General features: G+C 53.5%; 12 protein-coding genes. 3 read left to right on the forward strand and 9 right to left on the reverse strand.

All coding sequences use genetic code 11. The features are described from left to right. Positions 1–159: 159 nt before the first annotated feature. Positions 160–780, reverse strand: coding sequence for a hypothetical protein (locus tag F1E05_RS17890; RefSeq protein ID WP_150050887.1), 621 nt, complete (start codon positions 778–780; stop codon positions 160–162). A gap of 554 nt (positions 781–1334) precedes the next feature. On the opposite strand from F1E05_RS17890, the gene F1E05_RS17895 reads away from it, so the two are divergent. The 3 genes from F1E05_RS17895 (at position 1335) to F1E05_RS17905 (ending at position 4209) form a co-directional block, all read left to right on the forward strand. Beyond that, positions 1335–1976: a LuxR C-terminal-related transcriptional regulator gene (locus F1E05_RS17895; protein WP_232056698.1), complete on the forward strand. Its 642-nt coding sequence runs from the start codon at positions 1335–1337 to the stop codon at positions 1974–1976. Next, positions 1973–3778: an ATP-binding response regulator gene (locus tag F1E05_RS17900; RefSeq protein WP_150050892.1), complete on the forward strand. Its 1806-nt coding sequence runs from the start codon at positions 1973–1975 to the stop codon at positions 3776–3778. Before F1E05_RS17895 ends, F1E05_RS17900 begins: the two co-directional genes overlap by 4 nt. Positions 3779–3906: 128 nt before the next feature. Further along, positions 3907–4209 (forward strand): hypothetical protein, encoded by a 303-nt coding sequence (locus tag F1E05_RS17905; RefSeq protein WP_150050893.1) that lies wholly within the window; start codon positions 3907–3909, stop codon positions 4207–4209. Between the two features lie 101 nt (positions 4210–4310). Here the strand turns inward: F1E05_RS17905 and F1E05_RS17910 are convergent, their stop codons facing one another. The 8 genes from F1E05_RS17910 to F1E05_RS17945 are packed head-to-tail and all read right to left on the reverse strand — an operon-like array spanning position 4311 to position 17549. Continuing rightward, a complete protein-coding gene (locus tag F1E05_RS17910; RefSeq protein ID WP_150050895.1) occupies positions 4311–5924 on the reverse strand; it encodes a glycosyltransferase family protein in 1614 nt (537 codons plus the stop codon). Beyond that, positions 5921–7225, reverse strand: a complete 1305-nt coding sequence (locus F1E05_RS17915) for a GSCFA domain-containing protein (RefSeq protein WP_150050897.1) — start codon at positions 7223–7225, stop codon at positions 5921–5923. Before F1E05_RS17915 ends, F1E05_RS17910 begins: the two co-directional genes overlap by 4 nt. A gap of 17 nt (positions 7226–7242) precedes the next feature. Continuing rightward, positions 7243–8067 (reverse strand): phytanoyl-CoA dioxygenase family protein, encoded by an 825-nt coding sequence (locus F1E05_RS17920; RefSeq protein ID WP_150050899.1) that lies wholly within the window; start codon positions 8065–8067, stop codon positions 7243–7245. Positions 8068–8110: 43 nt separating this feature from the next. Then, positions 8111–9214: a glycosyltransferase family protein gene (locus F1E05_RS17925; RefSeq protein ID WP_190303186.1), complete on the reverse strand. Its 1104-nt coding sequence runs from the start codon at positions 9212–9214 to the stop codon at positions 8111–8113. Positions 9215–9248: 34 nt separating this feature from the next. Next, positions 9249–11168 (reverse strand): B12-binding domain-containing radical SAM protein, encoded by a 1920-nt coding sequence (locus tag F1E05_RS17930; protein ID WP_150050903.1) that lies wholly within the window; start codon positions 11166–11168, stop codon positions 9249–9251. 12 nt (positions 11169–11180) lie between these two features. Beyond that, positions 11181–12335: a glycosyltransferase family protein gene (locus F1E05_RS17935; protein WP_150050905.1), complete on the reverse strand. Its 1155-nt coding sequence runs from the start codon at positions 12333–12335 to the stop codon at positions 11181–11183. After that, complete coding sequence (locus tag F1E05_RS17940) at positions 12332–16147, reverse strand: glycosyltransferase family protein (RefSeq protein ID WP_150050907.1); 3816 nt, start codon at positions 16145–16147, stop codon at positions 12332–12334. Before F1E05_RS17940 ends, F1E05_RS17935 begins: the two co-directional genes overlap by 4 nt. Before the next feature lie 10 nt (positions 16148–16157). After that, on the reverse strand, positions 16158–17549 hold the full coding sequence (locus tag F1E05_RS17945; RefSeq protein WP_150050909.1) for a radical SAM protein: 1392 nt from the start codon (positions 17547–17549) through the stop codon (positions 16158–16160). Positions 17550–17564 lie beyond the last annotated feature (15 nt).

Below are 17564 nucleotides of genomic sequence, written 5' to 3' on the forward strand. Positions count from 1 at the left end.
CGCACCACCGGTTTTCACCGCGCCCACGAGCCGAAAGCCGTCAACCTTTACGGCGCGTCCTACCGCGGTCCGGAAGAGAGATGAAGAACTATCGCGGCAATAGAGGGGCGCCACCCGATTCAGCGGAAAAGCCGAAGCAAAAACGACGGCTAACGAAATTTATAAACAGACTTCGGTTTTGACCGTCAACGACAACTTTTGCGCAATTCCGGGGCTTGCAGTCGCGCACCGCGCCGAGCGGAACCAAGCAATGCTCAAGCCGGCAGCAAATAGCCAGACGGCAGGCGGTAGGGGTATCGGGGCGGTGGAGTAGGTCAGATTATCGACAATCAATCCGTCACCGCTTTGGCCATGAAACTGGATTTTGTCGACCCATCCGGCGTAGCCCGATGCCAACCAATATATCCCCAGTGGTTGATTGGCACTGTCTAACGGAGAGCTGTAGACCTGTTGCCCCTGATAGAACAGCGAAAAACTGATGTTGGTATCCGATCCCCAATAGTTGTAATACATGCCTTGGAAAATCACCGGACCATGGTCGAACGTCAGCTCGCCGGCATGGCTATGCAACCGATTCTCGCCCAATTCCGGCGCGTGCGCTTCGAACTCCGAATAACTCGACACCTGGGCGTACATCGACTCCCAACCCGACAAACCGCCGTAGCCGTCGACCAGATCCCAGTCGGAAATGCCTTCGAAATCGACCACAGTCGCCGCCGCATTGGCCGGACCGTTGCTAAGCGACACCGCTAACAAAGCGGCTATAAATGATTTTTTCATACGCTCTTCTCTAATAACTTCGGACACATTGCCGGCTTAAATCGTCGCTTCGGCTTTATCGCTCTTAGCTGGACCGGCAGCTGCCCGCCGCCCCGCGATCGAACAGTTGGGCATGCGCAGCCGGAGCCGTCGTGGCGGCGTCACTCAATTTAAGCTTCATATAGCCCGTCGGAAACGGAAACAAGCAAAAATCGGCTGCGGTTTTGCGAGGCATTATCAGCACCGGCCCCGGACAGTGAAACCCTACCGTAGTGGGGTTAGGATAGACGTTGGAATCTGTTAAGATGCAAACCATTTACATCTAAAGACTGCCATCCGAAAACAGGAAGCCTGCAGTATCCATATGACTTATCGAGATAAGCGCGGACACTTTGATGTCCATTATTTTTTGGAAAGCATAATTGTAAAATTCCGCCATATGTCAATAGACTCATATGGATACATTATTAACCAGCTGCGGCATGCAGGATTTAGGCTGTATGTATCCAGCCACTAGCAGCTCTGCCGCGGACTGAATGTTTAGCCCCGCTGTCGATTCCCAAGGGAGCATTAACGTGAAATATTCGGCATGGGCAGCGGTTGTGGACGACCATCCGCTGGTTGCGCACGGCATCGCCGATTATTTGGTCACTCATTGCGGTTTTTCCCGCGCCGCCCCCATATCCGGCGTCGGCGAATTTTGGCGATTGCTGGAAACCGGCCAGCCGCCGGCGTTAGCCGTGATCGATTTCTGGTTGCCGGACGGCATTTCGTTACCGCTGCTGTTGCAGCTAAAACAATGCCACCCGGCCATACGGGTACTGGCGATCAGCGCCGACGACGACCGGGCCGTCGCCGGCAAAGTCGCCTCCGCAGGCGCGGACGGTTTCATCCACAAGCAAGCAGCCCCTAGTGTCTTTGCCAAAGCGGTTGAGGCAGTCATGGCCGGGGATTCCTGGTTCCACCCGCAGGCGGCCGGATTTGCGCCGACTCGGGAGCTGCCGGTTACGGCCGCCGAGCTGGGTTTAACCCCACGCCAGGGCCAGGTGCTGGCGATGATGCTGAAAGGTCTGCCCAACAAACGCATCGCTCTGAACCTGTCGCTGTCCGAACATACCGTCAAGGAACACGTCACCGGCATATTGGAGCGGTTGGGCGCGAAAAACCGAATCGAAGTGATCACAATGCTGCGCGGGCGACGGCTGGAAAATCCATGACCTCCCAATCGGCCCAGACAGATTCGGCCGGCACTCGCTTGCATTTTGAGGATCTGACGCCGGAAGGCCAGGCCAGCCTGTTGGATATGACCCACAATCGGCTAGTGTTCGGCATTACCATCATTCCTTTCGTCGGCATGCCGTTCGTCTATTGGAAATACCAGTTGGATCAAAATGCCTGGGGGCTGCTGGTTTGGACGTTGGCATATCTCGTGGCACTGGCAGCAGTACGCCTTCAATTTCGCCACTACCAACGTGACCGTTATCACCTTAGCACCCCTGAAGCGATTGGAAAATGGATGCCGGTCATTTTGCGCATGGCCTTGGCCCATGGCCTGGGGTTAATGGCGTTGGCAGCCGTGATAGCCGGCCGGGTACCGTTCGAATTTGCCCTGCTGCTGTATATGAGCCTGGCGGCGATTATGGCCGCCAATGCCACGCACCAGTCGCCGCTGTTCAGTGCCTTCAAACGATTTTTTTATGCCGGTTGGGGCGGATGCACGCTGCTGACGCCGTGGGCTTTCCCCGAGCATTGGCATTTGGTCATGCCCTTGTGCGCCAGTTACATCGTCTCCATCCACCGCCACTCGTCGATTGCCCACCGCTTCTTCCTGCAACAGGTCAAGCTGGAGGAAAACAGCAAACGCCTGGCCGAAGATTACCGGCTCGCCAAGGAACAAGCCGAAGCGGCGCTCCGCGCTAAAAACCAATTCCTCACCACCGCCGCCCACGACTTACGGCAACCCGTGCATGCGATGGGCTTTCTGATCGAATCGATCTCGCACCGCAACCAAGACCCGGCATTGCGTCCGGCCTTGCAGGACTTGCGGCAAAGCGTGCAATCGGTGACCCAAATGTTCAACTCCCTGCTCGACTTATCCAAAATCGAACTCGGCGTCCAACCGGTGCAACTGCAAGCGGTGGCCGTCGACCCGCTGATGGCCGACATTGCTACCTTGTTCCGGGAAGAAGCGGCGGCCCGCAACATCCAATTACGGATACGCACCAGCGGCGGCAAGGCCTTAGTCAACGCCGATCCGTTGCTGCTAAAACAATCGATGGTCAATCTGATGCAGAACGCCTTGCGCTACACCCGGCAAGGCGGGGTACTGATGACAATAAGACGCCGCGCCGGCCAATGGCAATTCGAAGTCTGGGACACCGGTGTCGGTATCGCTGAAGCCGACCTGCAGCGCGTGTATTCGCCGTTCTTCCGCCCCGAGCACGCCTGGCGCATCGACAATGCCGGCCACGGTCTGGGCTTGGCTGTGGTCGCCCGCTGTGCCGACCTGATGGGCATCAGCCAAGGCTTGAGTTCGCGCCGGGGATCGGGCTCCCGTTTCTGGTTACGGCTGCCGGCGGCCGATGTTGGCGAACGCCGCGCCGAATTATGCAACGCGTCCTTTGTAACGGCCAAGCGCCCTATTCGGCTGCACGGCCGCTGCTTGATCGTGGACGACGAACCGCAAGTACGCAGCGCCTGGCAGGCGCTGCTCGATACCTGGGGCATCAACGCGGTCTGCGCCGGGTCGGCCTCCGAGGCATTGGCCGCGCTGGAAACAGGATTCGAACCGCAGGCAATTTTTTGCGACCAGCGCCTGCGCTCCGGGGAAAGCGGCTTTGAATTACTACAAGCCCTGCTGGAGCGCTGCCCGGAAGCCGCCGGCGCGATGATCAGCGGCGAGTTCGACTCACCGGCACTGGCGCAAGCCGAGCAGGAAGGCTATCTGCTGCTGCACAAGCCGCTGAACCCGGACGCTCTGCATACCTTGCTCAGCCGGCTATTACCGCCGGAGCCTTGATAAAAGATGAAGTAAGCACACCGTCGCCGTCTCGTTGCCGAAAAATGGCATCAATCTTGACTGATACCCGCAACCTTGCCATTGAAATCCGCAGTGTGCGATGAATATTTCGAATATAAAGCCAAGTCTTGCCGCCCACCGGATCGCTAGCGAAAAAACTGCACCGCCCGCTACCGGCATTACCCGCAGCGCTACCGACTCCGAGCGGAACCCGGCACGCAAAACCGTCGATATGCAACGTCTCGCTGAACGAAATCGATGCGCTGATCAAGTCCGGCGTCGACGGCTTGCTGGACGTGGAGCTCTATATTCCCACTGCGCTTACCCACCAATCGGCGGCACAGGAAATCGGTGACATTAGCTACCTCTGTCCACATTGCCCCTTCTCGCCGTGCACTAACCGAAATTCGCTGTCCAGCCTTCATTATTAGAAGCGGAGATTGACAATCGGCACCACTAATTGACCCCCTGCAAAGGTTTGATCGGCACGCCGCTGCGCAAGAGCGACACCACAGGCAGCGCGGGCTGGAGCTCAGGCCATCACCTGTTGATAAAACCCGGTCAGCCGGTCGATATTGTTATGCATTTGCAACTTTTCTCGGGCAGCCACAACATTTTTTTTCAATCGGGCAATATCGGTTACTGCAACGATCTCTGGAATAAGATCCAGCTCATCCGGCCCGATAATCACACCAATATCATATTCTTTAACTATATTGCACACAGCCGAAAATCGCTCGCTTACCAATACCGGCAACCCTGCCTCTAAGTAATTAAATAACTTAGTCGGGATGAGATGTTTAAAGTGCAAATCTCCCGCATATGTACCACAAAAATCGTAAACCATAAGACCAATATCATAAGCGGAAATTATTTGATTGATATACTGCGGCATATCGCCGGCATAAAAATTGAATCTATCACTACTTTTGGCCATATCCATATAATCAGGATACAATCGTTTATACTCGGACTCCGGCGCCAATAACGGATTATTATAAATATCAAGATAACATCCGCTATCGATGAGGCTTTTTACTAAATTGAGCAGCTGCGAGTCGCCGAATAACTCATGAGGCCGGTTATTCGTCAACGGTGGAATACCTCCGACGAACACAAGACGTTTTTGCTGATTAGATTGATTAGATATATAAAAAAAATCTTTTAACGGCAAAGCCGGAAACGCTAAATGTTTATCGCGCAATCCTTGGGAGTCGCGCTTGACTAGGGGTTCGCGATAAGTTTCATCGCCGTTGAATATAACGCCATCGGAATGATGAACTATGTAATATTCGCAAGCCAGCTGCACGGCATGATTCTCCAGGACATTATCGCCCCATGCCTGTTTCAAAGAATTAGGAAACTTACTAAATAAAGATTCCGGCAGATAAAACGACTGACTGTCCATCATCTCGATAATCTGCTTACAGCGCGTGGATTTATACATGTCTATAATAACAGGGATGTGGTATCTAAATAACCAGCCTTGGGTATGCAATAGCACATCTTCGTCGAATTTGTTTAAAAACAACAAAAAACTCAACAAGTCGGTGTAAATAACCTCATCGAAAAAACCCGCTTGGTGTTGGGCCATCGAGCAATCAAACACCAACGCGATCGTCCGATAGCCCTTGTCGCGTAAAACCTTACTCATACGCAGTTGATTGAAATATACCTTTTTCGCCGTAAAAACCACGACCGGCCGATCTGCCGCAATACAACCCGTAAGTTTTTCGGTCAAATCTCGCCGATGTTCCGCCAGAAACCCTAAATAAAATTCACCGAAACGTTGATTGGAAAAAATTTGATCGGCTACGATAAGATCGCTATGACATTTATCGCCGGCTGACGCTTCCGAGTCGGAGTTTCCGTCCGATTTAATCACTTCGTAGCCGTGAGCTGATAACGCCGACGTTAATCCCGCACAAAATTCCGACGCGGAATTTACCAATAAACGTGCCTTATGCTTTAAACGCTCTGGATCGTAAGCTTGCAAACTAAGCTGTATGGCATGGGCATTAATGCTTTCTTCCTTTAAAAAATCCGGCACTCGGTCCGCTAGTACCCGTTGAGCCATTACATTTTTTAGCTCAAGCGCCGCATGCGACACACTAAAAACATCATCAAACAATTTGCTCGTTCTCATAACGTCATTCTATGTTGCAGCTCGGCATCGCCACATTGGCGAATAAATGCTCGAATAATCGAATCGACGGTCTGTTCGGAAACATGATGCGTTGAACCGTCTTCCGCCCCGAACGCATCGCCACGATATCCACCGACCCACCGTACCACTTCGAACGAAGGCCAATAATAAATACCGGGAATTCGCTCGCGCATCAGCTGGTCCGCGGCAATTCTCAACACCGATTTCGAAACGCAATCGGCGACAATGGGCGAATCGTATTCGAAAGTTACCGCTAGCGGCACCGGTGAGACCGTAATGACAATAGTAACGGCGGGTGATAATCGCCTGACAAGCGCCACCATGGCTTTTAAGTTATTTAAGTTTTCGTCCACTGTTGTAGTTCGAAAGTGATATTTCGCGGCAAACAAGCGCATATTGATCTGACTGGCTTTAGGCAAAACGAATTCGCCGCTTTCCAGTTCGAAAAACGCCGGAGCCACGCCTAAGGTAATAATCAACAATTGCGCTTTGGCAATTTTTTCGCGGTAACTTTCGGCCGGCTGATCGAAAATTTCGGCAAGCCGATGCCCGAGTTTATCGGAAATCGTTTCGCCAGCAACCCAACGCAAATAAGCTAAATTGGCAAACGTACTGTTTATATACTCGCCAAACGTAATATTTTCTGCATCGACGTCAAATTTGCGTAGCACTCTGGCAATATTGCCGGCAAAACAGGAACCGAAGGTACATATTTTCGATTGGCCATTAAACAAGTTGGTCGGCGCAACTCCCTGTAACACATGCTTTCCGATACATTGATCTAAATCTGCAAAATCGCTCAGCTTAGCGGGCCAGCGGGCAATGTTTACTTTTTGTTTATGTTCGCTAAGAATGGCCTCTATATCGTGCAAATCATTTTGGATTTCCCGATCTTCCGGCGCCAAGGCCGAAGCCGCACGCAACTCGCGTTGCGCGCTTTTCAGATCACCCTCGATCAAATGCTCGTGCGCTAGAAACTGACGCGCCACGTAATGTCCCGGATCTAAGCGAATCGCCTCGCGAAACCAGTGGTCGCAACCGCCCTTGCCTTGCATGCGTACCGCCAATCCCAAGTGGAAAAACGCAAAAGCAGATCCACAACCTAACGAAATTGCCCGGGATATATGCTGTTCGGCACAGACCCCGTCGGAGATTTTTTGAGTATCCCTCTGCAAATAGTACACTCCCAATTTCAAGTGTAATTGCGCATCGTTCGGCTGCTCCGCCACCAATGCAGTGCACTGGGCAATTTTATCTTCGATCGCGGCGTTTACGGTCATTCGTAGTGCTTGGTAGATTAAATTTCGCGGTACATACTGCCGAGGTCATGCGGCGGTAATTCGGCGGTCACCGGACAAGGATTGTAAAAACCCAACTTTTGATAATTCGGATTAACCTCTACCCGGTTAAACACTGGATGGACAAAATAGTGTTGGTGTAGAGGCCTGGCCCAACTAACCGCCCGCACGCTGCGCCGCGGACGATTCCCGCTTAGAATTCCGCCACCGTGCAGACAGTAGGTATCCAAAAAAATAATAGTGCCGGGCTCGCCTTCGAGATGCAGTTGCTCATACGCAGCGGCATCGGACAAAAAACTATCTGAAACCAACGGGTTCGGATTTTGTTGCAAGGCTCGTAGCGCAAACTCGCGCGCCGGCACGTGCGAGCCGGGCAACACCCGCACCGCGCCATTGTCCCGGGTCGTGCGATCCAGATATATAAATGTTTTCAGTGAAGGCACCATGTCGAAATGCAACGGACTGCCGTTGGTGCTACCGAGCTTAAAATTATGCTCTACCTCAAAGACCTCATGAACGTCGTTACGCGGATAATCAAAAAACAAGTTCATGTAGGCATGCACGACATCCCGCAATTTTTCCGCGTCGAAAAATTTCAATAACGCCTCAAACCCGGTAAATTTACGTAAAGTGGAATGGTGTACGTTGTAAAGATGACCGTTATCCAACGTTACCGTATGTACTTGAGGCGGTTCCAATCTAAATACGTTCTCGTAAGCGGCGGCGAAATCGACCAAATCCGCCAGATTAACCGCATCGCGTAACACGTAATAGCCTTGATCGACAATACTGGCCACCGCTTCCTGAACTGCGCATTCGATCATTTCACACTCCCGATAGTTGATGTCGTGTTACCGGCGATAGGACTCAAGTTGCCGCCAGATCTTCGATGATTTGCTCGGCGCGATGGCGCCAGGTATGCTGCGCAGTGATGGCTTGAAATGCCGCATCTCTGACTTTATCGGCCAGATTGGTATTATTTGAATAGTATTGATACAGCTCGATTAAGTTCTCGGCCTGAAACGCGACGTAATGCACTCCCGGTTCGAAGAAGCGATCAAGCCCCGCATCTCCTTCGTGGTAACCATGATTTTTTACGAACAACAGACTGCGACAAGCCATGGCATCGACCACTCTAAAATGCATGCTACAGCCCTCGTGAAAATTAATCTGCGATTGATTGTAAACGGCGCGTAGCTCATCGACCGATGACAAAAATCGCTGATAAAACGGTCGATACTGCGGCCATAACGCCCAATTGTCCGGACCATAGATAGCCAATCCCTCTATCTCGACCAACTGATCCACTAAGGCCCGGCGGTTAAGCAAACGAATCAAGCGCCCGCTTAAATCGTAATCCAATACGGCACCGAATCGAATATTTACGCCAAAGTGCTGTGTTGCCAATTCGCTCAGCAATGCATTGTAATCGGCCTGCACCACATAGCGGGATTTGTGCCGCGTTAAGGTATCCTCCAACATTGGCAAAACATCGGCAAACCGCAAGACTCGATCTCCGGCGGCGATATTCCGCTGCAACTCCGCCTCAGACCATGGTTTGGGAATATGTCCGACAAAAGAAGCAATATGACTAAACGCTCCCGCTTGCGGAAAATAACATTCAGCACTCACTCCGGGCGGTAGCCAATGGTAATTTTCCCGACTACCGCAACTCTGCAGCCATTCCGCGGCAAACAAATAGGTAATATCGCTTCCGGCAAAAGCCTCCAAGCTGCGACCGTTAAAGTCGACCACCCAGCAAATATGAAAAATGTCCGAACCAAGACCCGGCCTATCCGCCCGCGAGCAATTCATATCGAATATCAATTGCGGCTTATGACACGCCACCCAGCCCGCCAACTCCGCTTCGGTAAGCGTACCGCAGTAATAACTCGCCTGCAGACCCAGTGCGGAAAATCCTTGGGCAATTTGCGCCGCCACCGACCAATACCATGGATTATCCTTTGGCATCAATACCGATACTCGATGTATCCTTCTTTTTAGATCAAGCATCGGCGAACATTAAATTCCAGCTAATTAACTGCCTTGGCTTTACGTGGTGTCGTTCGAGTCGGTCGATCAGGTTACGAAACTCAACCCACGGCAAAATGACCACAACTTTGTCATTAAATTGCTCGATATTATTACTATCGATCAACGCCGTGGAATGACCTAAAAAGAGTTTATTCTCACGGAATGACCGAGTATCGAACACAGCCTCAACGATATTCTCATCGATATGCATATCTTCCAAAAATACCTTGGCAAATCGATCCAGCGATGGCGTGAAAATGGCTTTTTGCCCATTAGCCTTGATTTCATCCAGCGCGCGTTGAAAACGCTGGTAAACCCCTTGCATATGCGGAATATCCTTGGCTTTCAAATGCATTTTCCGCCCGCAATCCGGGCATAATACGTTCATGCCTTGCACCCCGACCGGCCCGGCTAAAATCGGGCCGTTTTCGTCCTGTTCGAACGGAAATGGCAAATCCAGGGTTTGTTGATGGCTACAACAGGGACACTCGATGGTGATTCTCGATTTCCAGCGCTCCAAAATCTCGCCGGCCACCACTTTGGTACAGCGCTTTCGGTGATTTTCATCGTTCAACTCGCGCAACGAAATATACCAATCCTTATATTCCTCGTCGCTCATCTGCGTCATATTGACCTGGCTGTTATATAAATAGCCGGAAATATTGCATAAACTGCGCATAAAGGTTTCGCGATCGGCAATTAAGCCTTTTTCCAACGCATAATGGTAAATAGGGGTACCGGCATAGGGAATCACCGCCGACCAATCGCAAAAATATAATTGATTGTCTTGTTGAAACTGCAAACTCTCGCGGATGGTTTCCTGAGTTTCGGCCGGATCGCCGAATAAGAAATTACCTTGTATGCCGATTTTCGCCTCGCGCACGATTTTTACCGCATCGGTAATCGTTTGCTTGGTAATTTTTTTCTTCATGCTGCCCAATATCGCGTCGCTGCCGCTCTCTATGCCGAAGGAAATATAATTACAGCCGGTTTCCTTCATCATTTTCAGCATCGGCAAATCCAGCTGATCCATGCGCAACTGGCAAAACCATTGAATATTCAGTTTGCGCTGTTTCAGCAAATCGCAAAACTCGACCACCCTAGCCTTATTGGCCGAGAATAATTCGTCGTAAATCGAAAAATTATTGATGCCGTAGGTTTGAATATAACCCTCGATTTGCTCGACCACCCGACCAATGTCGTGTTTTTTATACGCCCCCATGCCGGCATGATGGCAAAACGTACATTTAAACGGGCAGGATCGACTGGCGGCAATCGGGAACGAGCGGCCGGCGTCCAGCCGGGTCAAATGATAGGAGAACTGACCGTGTTCGCCCTGTAAACCGATATGCTCGCGTATCCCGAACGAGTCCAAATCCGGCAACGGCAAGTCGTCCAGATACTTAGGCGACTCACCCTCGCCGGTGAATTTGGGCCTATCGGCGTCCCAGCACCAGATCCCGGCGATTTTGCGCACGTCGTCGCCTTCCTCCAAGGCTTTCAACAAGCGGGTGAAAATCAACTCGCCCTCGCCGACTACCGCGTAATCCGGCCGCAAGGTGTCCATCATCAATTCGCCTTCCACCGAGGTAATGCCGCCGCCCAATACGATGGGCACGTCGGCGCGAATGTCCCGAATGGCTTTGATCAAACGGTCGATCTCGTTAAACGCCACGGTCAAACCGCTGATACCGATAATATCGACCGCTTCGTGCAACAAGGTATCGCGCAAGACCGGATTGCGTTTTTCCATCGGCATGTGGTTGAAGTTCAAGCCTACCACCTGATGGCCTTGGCTCTGGATATAGGCCGAAATATAAGCCAGGCCCAACGGATAGTACGAAGCGTTGGCCTGCGGATAATAACTGGGGGAAATCAAGAGGGTTCTCATCGCAATCACCTGTCAGACATAGGCTAAGTCGTGAATGATTTTTTCGGCGCGGGCGCGCCAGGTATGCTTGGCTGCGATCAGCGCCCGCACCTCGGCGACGATAGCACGCCCCGTGGCCCGACACTCCGCGGCCTGATGATAAACGTGTTCGAAATTCTCGCGTTTAAAGGCAAAGTAGTGTCGACTGGCGTCGAAGTGGTCGTGCAAGCCGCGGCCGAGCAAAACTTCTGAATTGACCTCGTCGTTATCGTACCAAAACAACAGACCGCCGGAAGCCAGACAGTCAATGGCGCGAAAGTGAAAACTCACGCCGTCGTGCAAATTGATGCGCGAATATTGATGCACCCGGTTCAATTCGGCCGGACAATCCAGAAAATGCCGATAAAACGGCCGGTATTCGCGCCATTGCGCCCAGTTGGCGCTGCCGTAAATCGCAATCGACTTCGACTTGCCCAGCGCGAAATTCAACAGCTCCGTGCGATTTTGCACGCGTTTGGTCCGCTCCATCAAGTCGTAATAACAGGCGTTTAAAAATTCGGGTTCCGGCGTCGCGCCTGCTTCGGCCAATAGCGCGTCGATGATGCGCTTTAAATCGCCGTGGGTTTTGATTTGCTCGCGCGTAGCTTGTAGATGCCCGTCGTAACGCTGCAACAATTCGGCAAAGCTCAGCGCCGAATCCGCCGCGACCGGTCGCGCCAGTTCGGCAGCACTCCACGGCAACGGAATATGACCGATAAAATTGAATTCCACATCCGCCGGCAAGGCCCCGGGCAGCGGCTGAAAGGTTTGCGCGCAAGTACCGGGCGGCAGCCAATCCTGCAAACCGCCGGTGCGGTAGTTGACATCCCAGCCCGGATCGAAAAAATAGGTGATTTCGCTGCCGGCGATTTGCGCCTCGGTCCGTCCCTGAAAATCCACGATCCACGCAATATGCGGGATTTTATACCGGTGTAAAGCCGGCACTTCGTTCTTGACCCGATTCATTTCGAACACTGCGTCCGGCTTGTGCTTGACCAACCAAGTGAGCATTTGCGCATCGTCCAGCAAACCGCAACCGCCGCTAACCCGCACGTCCAGACTGGCGAATGCGTCCCGCAAAAAACCGTAAATGCGTCGATAAAACGGGGTATTGCGCGGCATGAACAACGCCAGATGTTGCAACCTCATACCGGCTCCAGGGCACAAAAGCGCTGTACCGCCGCCGCCAAAATTCGTTCGGCAACAGCCCGATATGACAATTTCTGGTCCAGACCGCGCAGCGCATTGGCGGCAACCCGCTCGCGCGCCTGCGGGTTGTTCAAGTAATACTCGACTTTGGCCAGCAAATCCGCCTCGTCGCGGTACAGCACTACCGCGTCGGCATCGAAGAACTCGCGCAACGGCGAACCGTCGTAAAGCATCTGCCTAGACAACATAAACCGGCCGGCGGCGATAATTTCCAGGGCCCGCATGTGCAGTGTCACTCCGGGATTGGCATTCAAACAAATTTTAGCCTGTTGCATGATGCGGTTCAGCGCCGCACCGTTTTCGGCCACGCCTCTAGCTAAGCCGGCAAACGCCGGATAGGCCTCCCAATGTTTACCGTACACTTGAATCTTTAGATTCGGAAAAGCCCCGGCCAACAACCGGATCGGCCAATATTTCATGCGATTCAAATACTCGCAATGCAGGCGGTTGCCTTTCAGGCACAGCAGTAAGTCGAGGACCTCGTCGCTAAGCGTGTAGCCATGTCGGGCAAACAAATCGCGAAAATCGGCCGCGGTTTTACCCGGATGCACGGTGCAAAACTCCTCGAATTCGGCCATCGTCATCGGCGCGCAATGACTTTCCAGGACGGCGTATAGGGCACGCAACTGCGTCAAACTCAGCACGCCGCGCCGAATCAAGTCCGCTTCCTCGGCGTTAAGATTCAACTGCAACGCCGGGTCGCGTAACGGCTGCAAGGTATCGCCCGGTGCTTCCAGATGACTAACCAGCAATACGTCGCACTCGCTAACCGTTTGCGGCAATGGGTGATATTGGCTGTCATTGAAACCCAAGGGCAAAAATTGCAGTGGATAGTCTTGATACAACGGCAGGGTGTTAAAGCTAAGCCAGCGCTGGGCAAACACGAAATTCAAATCGAACGGACCGGGCGCAATTTGATTGAAGCGAATGTTGGGTAACATATCCTGTATCCAATTGACAAACGGCAATTGCTGCGGGATGCCTTGGTATTCGTGACGGAAATGATCTATGGTCAAAATCAGATCCGGCTTGAAACGATTGATGTCGTCGAGCAACTGTTCGATGGTGCTCAAATAATAATTTTCCGATTCGCTGCACAACTGGACATTCGCACCCAGGCGTTCAAAGCCGTCCAGCCAGTCGCGCATGCAATATTTTAAATAGCTGGAAAAACGCGAGATAAACCCCATCACCCGCAGTTCGCCGCGCCGCTCTTCGCGAAATTTGTCTCGCCAGGCATCCATACCTATGCCCGCATAGTATTCCGCCACGTCGCGCAGATTGTCGGCGTGGCGTTGCGCCCTGTTCTGCTTGGCGTCGATCACCCGTTGGAAAATTGCTTCGGCGCCGAACTCGGCGCCCGGGTCCAAGTTGAACAAGACGTCCGGCAGCGCTGCCTCGAAGCGGGCAAACTCGGCCTCGATTCGCTCGGCCAGCCGCTCGCCGTGGTAAATGCGCAGGCGCGGCGCGGCCAATAGCGGAACAAGATCGTGCAACAGCAGATTCAACAACCACATGTCCGGGCGGGATTCGAACACATACAGCGGCACTTCGAACTCGGCCATTTCCGGAATCGGCCGCTCGCTCGCCTGAAATGCCGCCAGCAACTCGTAGCCGGCGCCGATGCCGGCCAACGCGTAACAACAGGTATTTTCCCGCGTCATGGTTTTGGCGTTGTCGGCAAGCATTGCGCGATGTTCCAGCAAAGCGACGATGTCCAAGCGGTAGGCCGCACGGCCGGATAACGACACGCTGATGCGCCAAAATTCGTCGCCTATCGGGCTGCCCAGCTCGATTTCTGCATGCAACGTCTGCCACGCTTGCATCAGCTGAGCATGCAATTGCGGACGATGTTGCGCCAAGGCCGCTAAATTCGCTTGCCAGCGGCCCAGGCAAGCCCGGCGGGTAGCCGCGCTGTCGCACTGCAAGCGGAGCCGTGCGCCGAACGAATCCGGCAACAACGCATCGCCCATAGCCTCGATTCGCGCCGCCGGATTCGCCCAGGATGCCAGCCCGGCCACTTCGCCGACCCGGTGCGCGGCGGCTTTGTAAGTAAATTGTGCCGCCAATAATTCCGGCGGCTCGGCCGGACGTAAGCGCCGGCTCAGTATGTTCTGCAAATCGGCGGCGGTTTTGAAGAATAGACAATGCCGTTCCCAATACGGCGCTTCGGCCACGTCGCGACAATCGTAAACCAACGGAATACAACCGCAGGCGGCCACTTCGGCCAAGCGCTGCGAATTCACTTCGAACGGATGGCAGACCAGCGCATAGCGGGCACGGCGGTAAACCTCGGCTACTGCCTCGCCGTGCGCCAGTTCACCCCGAAAATAAGGCGCGATTAAGTCGTCTTGCTCCCAATAACGGCCGTACACGTCGATAGGCAGTTCGGACCTCGCTTGGCACAGCCAATGCAGCGAATGATCGCGCGTGGCGTAATGCAGCAACTTCCAAAACACGAATTCGTAATCCAGACCGGCCGCGGCGGCGATAGCGGCCACCGTCGCTTGATCGAAGGTGCCGCCGCTTTCCATCACTGCCGTCAACCCATCCAGAGCCTGCCGGTGCCGGGTATCGGCGAAATTAACGAACGGCCGGTAGGAACTGCCGATGAACACCACGCGCTCGGCGCGCTCGCCGCCACCACTGTTGTGGAATACCGCATCGTCGATGACGAAGTGTAAACGCTCCACCTGCTTAGCCGCGCAGTCCGTCAAATAGTGATCGAATTGCGGCGTGATCGAGAAATTGAAATCCCTATCCCGCCAATTCAAGGGCTGGCGGTTTTTTAACTGCGGCATCAGGTCCTGCCACCACACCAGATTGACGACCTCGTCGTGCAGGAAACTGTTGTTCAAACTGTTGACGTAGAAACAGGCGTGCGGTGCAAAGTCGATGTAACTTCGCAGCATATCGACAGTATTGCTGCCTTCCATGTCGTTGGCCTCGATGTAAACCAAAGTCTCCCAACCCATAGCGGCAAAAGCCTTGGCGATACCCCGAGAACTGTATTGCATCACCGTGGTCAGGCGGCTGCTGGGGACAAACATGCGCGGTCGCCCGCTATTCGGCCCCGGCCGCAACGCCTTGGCTTTGTTCAACAATTGCTGAATCAAGGCGATACGCCGCCGCTTGACCGATTCGACCGCATGGGCAATATCCTGACGAACCGCCGTTTGCACGTCCTGTTCCAATCCGTCGGGTATCTGAATATCCTCGGGCATGCGCAAGCGGGAACGCACGAAAAAGTCCTCGAATTCGTCCAACTCCAAATGCAGCAGATTTTCCAGCGCGTGTTCCGGCAACTCGCCCCGGTAATAACACACTTGCAGACCGTCTATGGTCGGGTGGCCGCAGGTAACGCGGTTGCGCTGTTTGGCCACGTTCAAGGCCAGTAACGGATCGACGAAATAGGTATCGAAATGGATGGATTCGGCCGGCGTGTATGTGGCCCGGTATTGGCGAATTTCCTCGACGATGTCGGCCGGCATATCGTCGAAATGCAGCTTGCCGTCTTGGGAAATCGCGATTTTGCCGGGAATCGGCAATTGGTTGTGCGAGAAGAATTCGACGAAACGTTCGGCCGAAACCTGAATAAAATTCGGCAAGGTAATATCGGTCAGCGGGCCGTCGTAATAGCAATAGGCCTGGCGCCGGCGGCCGTCCGCGCCAGCCACCGTATGCCCGGCCTCGGCCGCTCGATAAGCGTCCTCGATATTCAGATAAAAACAGTCCAACACCGTTTCGGCCATCGGTTAAGCGTCAGATGAAATTGATGTGTTCCGGCGGATTTTTTAAATCCCACAGAAACTTATTCACGTAGTCCTGGCGGCAGCCAATCGCACAATCCTTGTGAACGTCCACCGATTCGGCCACGTCCTTATGCACTTGCCAGTAACGCTCGCTGTTGGCGACCAAGTCGTAAAACGAATCGCTGTGCAAATCGCCGATGTAAAAGCGTTCCTTGTTGAAAAACGGCCCGCACGGATAGATTTTGCCGTTGCCGGAGATTTGCAGCAAAAACGGCGTGCCGAAGCATTGGTCGTATTTGCGGTAGCCGTCCTTATACAGATTGGTTTCGCCGGCGGCATTGATCTTGTTCCATTTCGCCTGCACCACATAGTGCTCGTTGCTCAATGCCTCGGCTTGTTTCAACAGATCGTTGACGTTCAGATACGCGTCGTAATCGATGCCGATTTCCTTGTATTCGGAATCCGAGCAGTGCTTGATCACGAAGTAATCCACGCCCAGTTCGGCACCCAGCCGGGCTTCGGCCAATACTTCGTCGAAGCACTCGGGGATCAGCACCATTTGCAGGCCTATCGTGCATTTGTAATTGTTTTCTTTCTTGATTTTGACCAGTTCGCGGATCTTGGCGATCAGCAAGTCGAAATTGCCTTCCACCGATTGGTGCACCCGGCGGAAACCTTCCGGGGTGCCGGCGGACAGGTTGAAGCGGATATAGCTCATGTTCTTCAGCAGGTCGTGGGCGCGCTCCATGTCCAAGGCGATGCCGTTGGTCGCCATCGCGGTGTCTATGCCCAGTTCGCCGGCCAACACCGTGGCGTCGTACAAGGTCGGGTTCAGCGTCGGCTCGCCGTCGCCGATGAAGCCCAACGAGCGCACGCCCAACTTGCCGCAGTCGCGGACGAAATTCAGCAAGGCCTCGCGGCCTATCATCGCGCCCTTGGTCATGTTTTGCACCACCGCGTAACAGTACAGACACGCGGTATTGCAGAACTTGGTCAGGCCCATGTCGATATGCACCGGCGCGAAGCGCTGGCCGTTTTGCCAGGCTTGCACGCGGTCCAGATGGTGCATCATCTTGTGGCCGTCGAAGCGAAAGCGTTCGCGCTGGGTGCGGAAGCTGGGCCCGGTGAACTGATTGGGTACCGAAGGCTCATGCTCGCAACCGGCCTCCAAACGCACGATGCCTTCCTGGCCGTCGTGGCTCACGGTCTTAAATTTTTGCCCCGGCAAACGGCTTAATTGGCTGGTGTCGATGACTTGGTAGTCTTGCGACAACGCGCTGCGATCGACAATCTGGTTGGACGTTCTCAGCTTGTGGCCCGGCTTGTTGAACAGCGGCGCGTCTTCAGGGATGGAGGTAACCGCGGCATTGCCGAATCGGTTGATGTGCTCGGGTTTGGACATGGCGAGTTCTCGAAT

The organism is Methylomonas rhizoryzae, from assembly GCF_008632455.1.
GTDB lineage: Bacteria > Pseudomonadota > Gammaproteobacteria > Methylococcales > Methylomonadaceae > Methylomonas > Methylomonas rhizoryzae.

Coding starts and splice junctions, on each gene's coding strand:
- F1E05_RS17900 (WP_150050892.1), top strand. CDS start 1,973: ATGACCTCCCAATCGGCCCAGACAGATTCGGCCGGCACTCGCTTGCAT.
- F1E05_RS17930 (WP_150050903.1), bottom strand. CDS start 11,168: ATGAGAACCCTCTTGATTTCCCCCAGTTATTATCCGCAGGCCAACGCT.
- F1E05_RS17935 (WP_150050905.1), bottom strand. CDS start 12,335: ATGAGGTTGCAACATCTGGCGTTGTTCATGCCGCGCAATACCCCGTTT.
- F1E05_RS17890 (WP_150050887.1), bottom strand. CDS start 780: ATGAAAAAATCATTTATAGCCGCTTTGTTAGCGGTGTCGCTTAGCAAC.
- F1E05_RS17920 (WP_150050899.1), bottom strand. CDS start 8,067: ATGATCGAATGCGCAGTTCAGGAAGCGGTGGCCAGTATTGTCGATCAA.
- F1E05_RS17915 (WP_150050897.1), bottom strand. CDS start 7,225: ATGACCGTAAACGCCGCGATCGAAGATAAAATTGCCCAGTGCACTGCA.
- F1E05_RS17940 (WP_150050907.1), bottom strand. CDS start 16,147: ATGGCCGAAACGGTGTTGGACTGTTTTTATCTGAATATCGAGGACGCT.
- F1E05_RS17945 (WP_150050909.1), bottom strand. CDS start 17,549: ATGTCCAAACCCGAGCACATCAACCGATTCGGCAATGCCGCGGTTACC.
- F1E05_RS17925 (WP_190303186.1), bottom strand. CDS start 9,214: ATGCCAAAGGATAATCCATGGTATTGGTCGGTGGCGGCGCAAATTGCC.
- F1E05_RS17910 (WP_150050895.1), bottom strand. CDS start 5,924: ATGAGAACGAGCAAATTGTTTGATGATGTTTTTAGTGTGTCGCATGCG.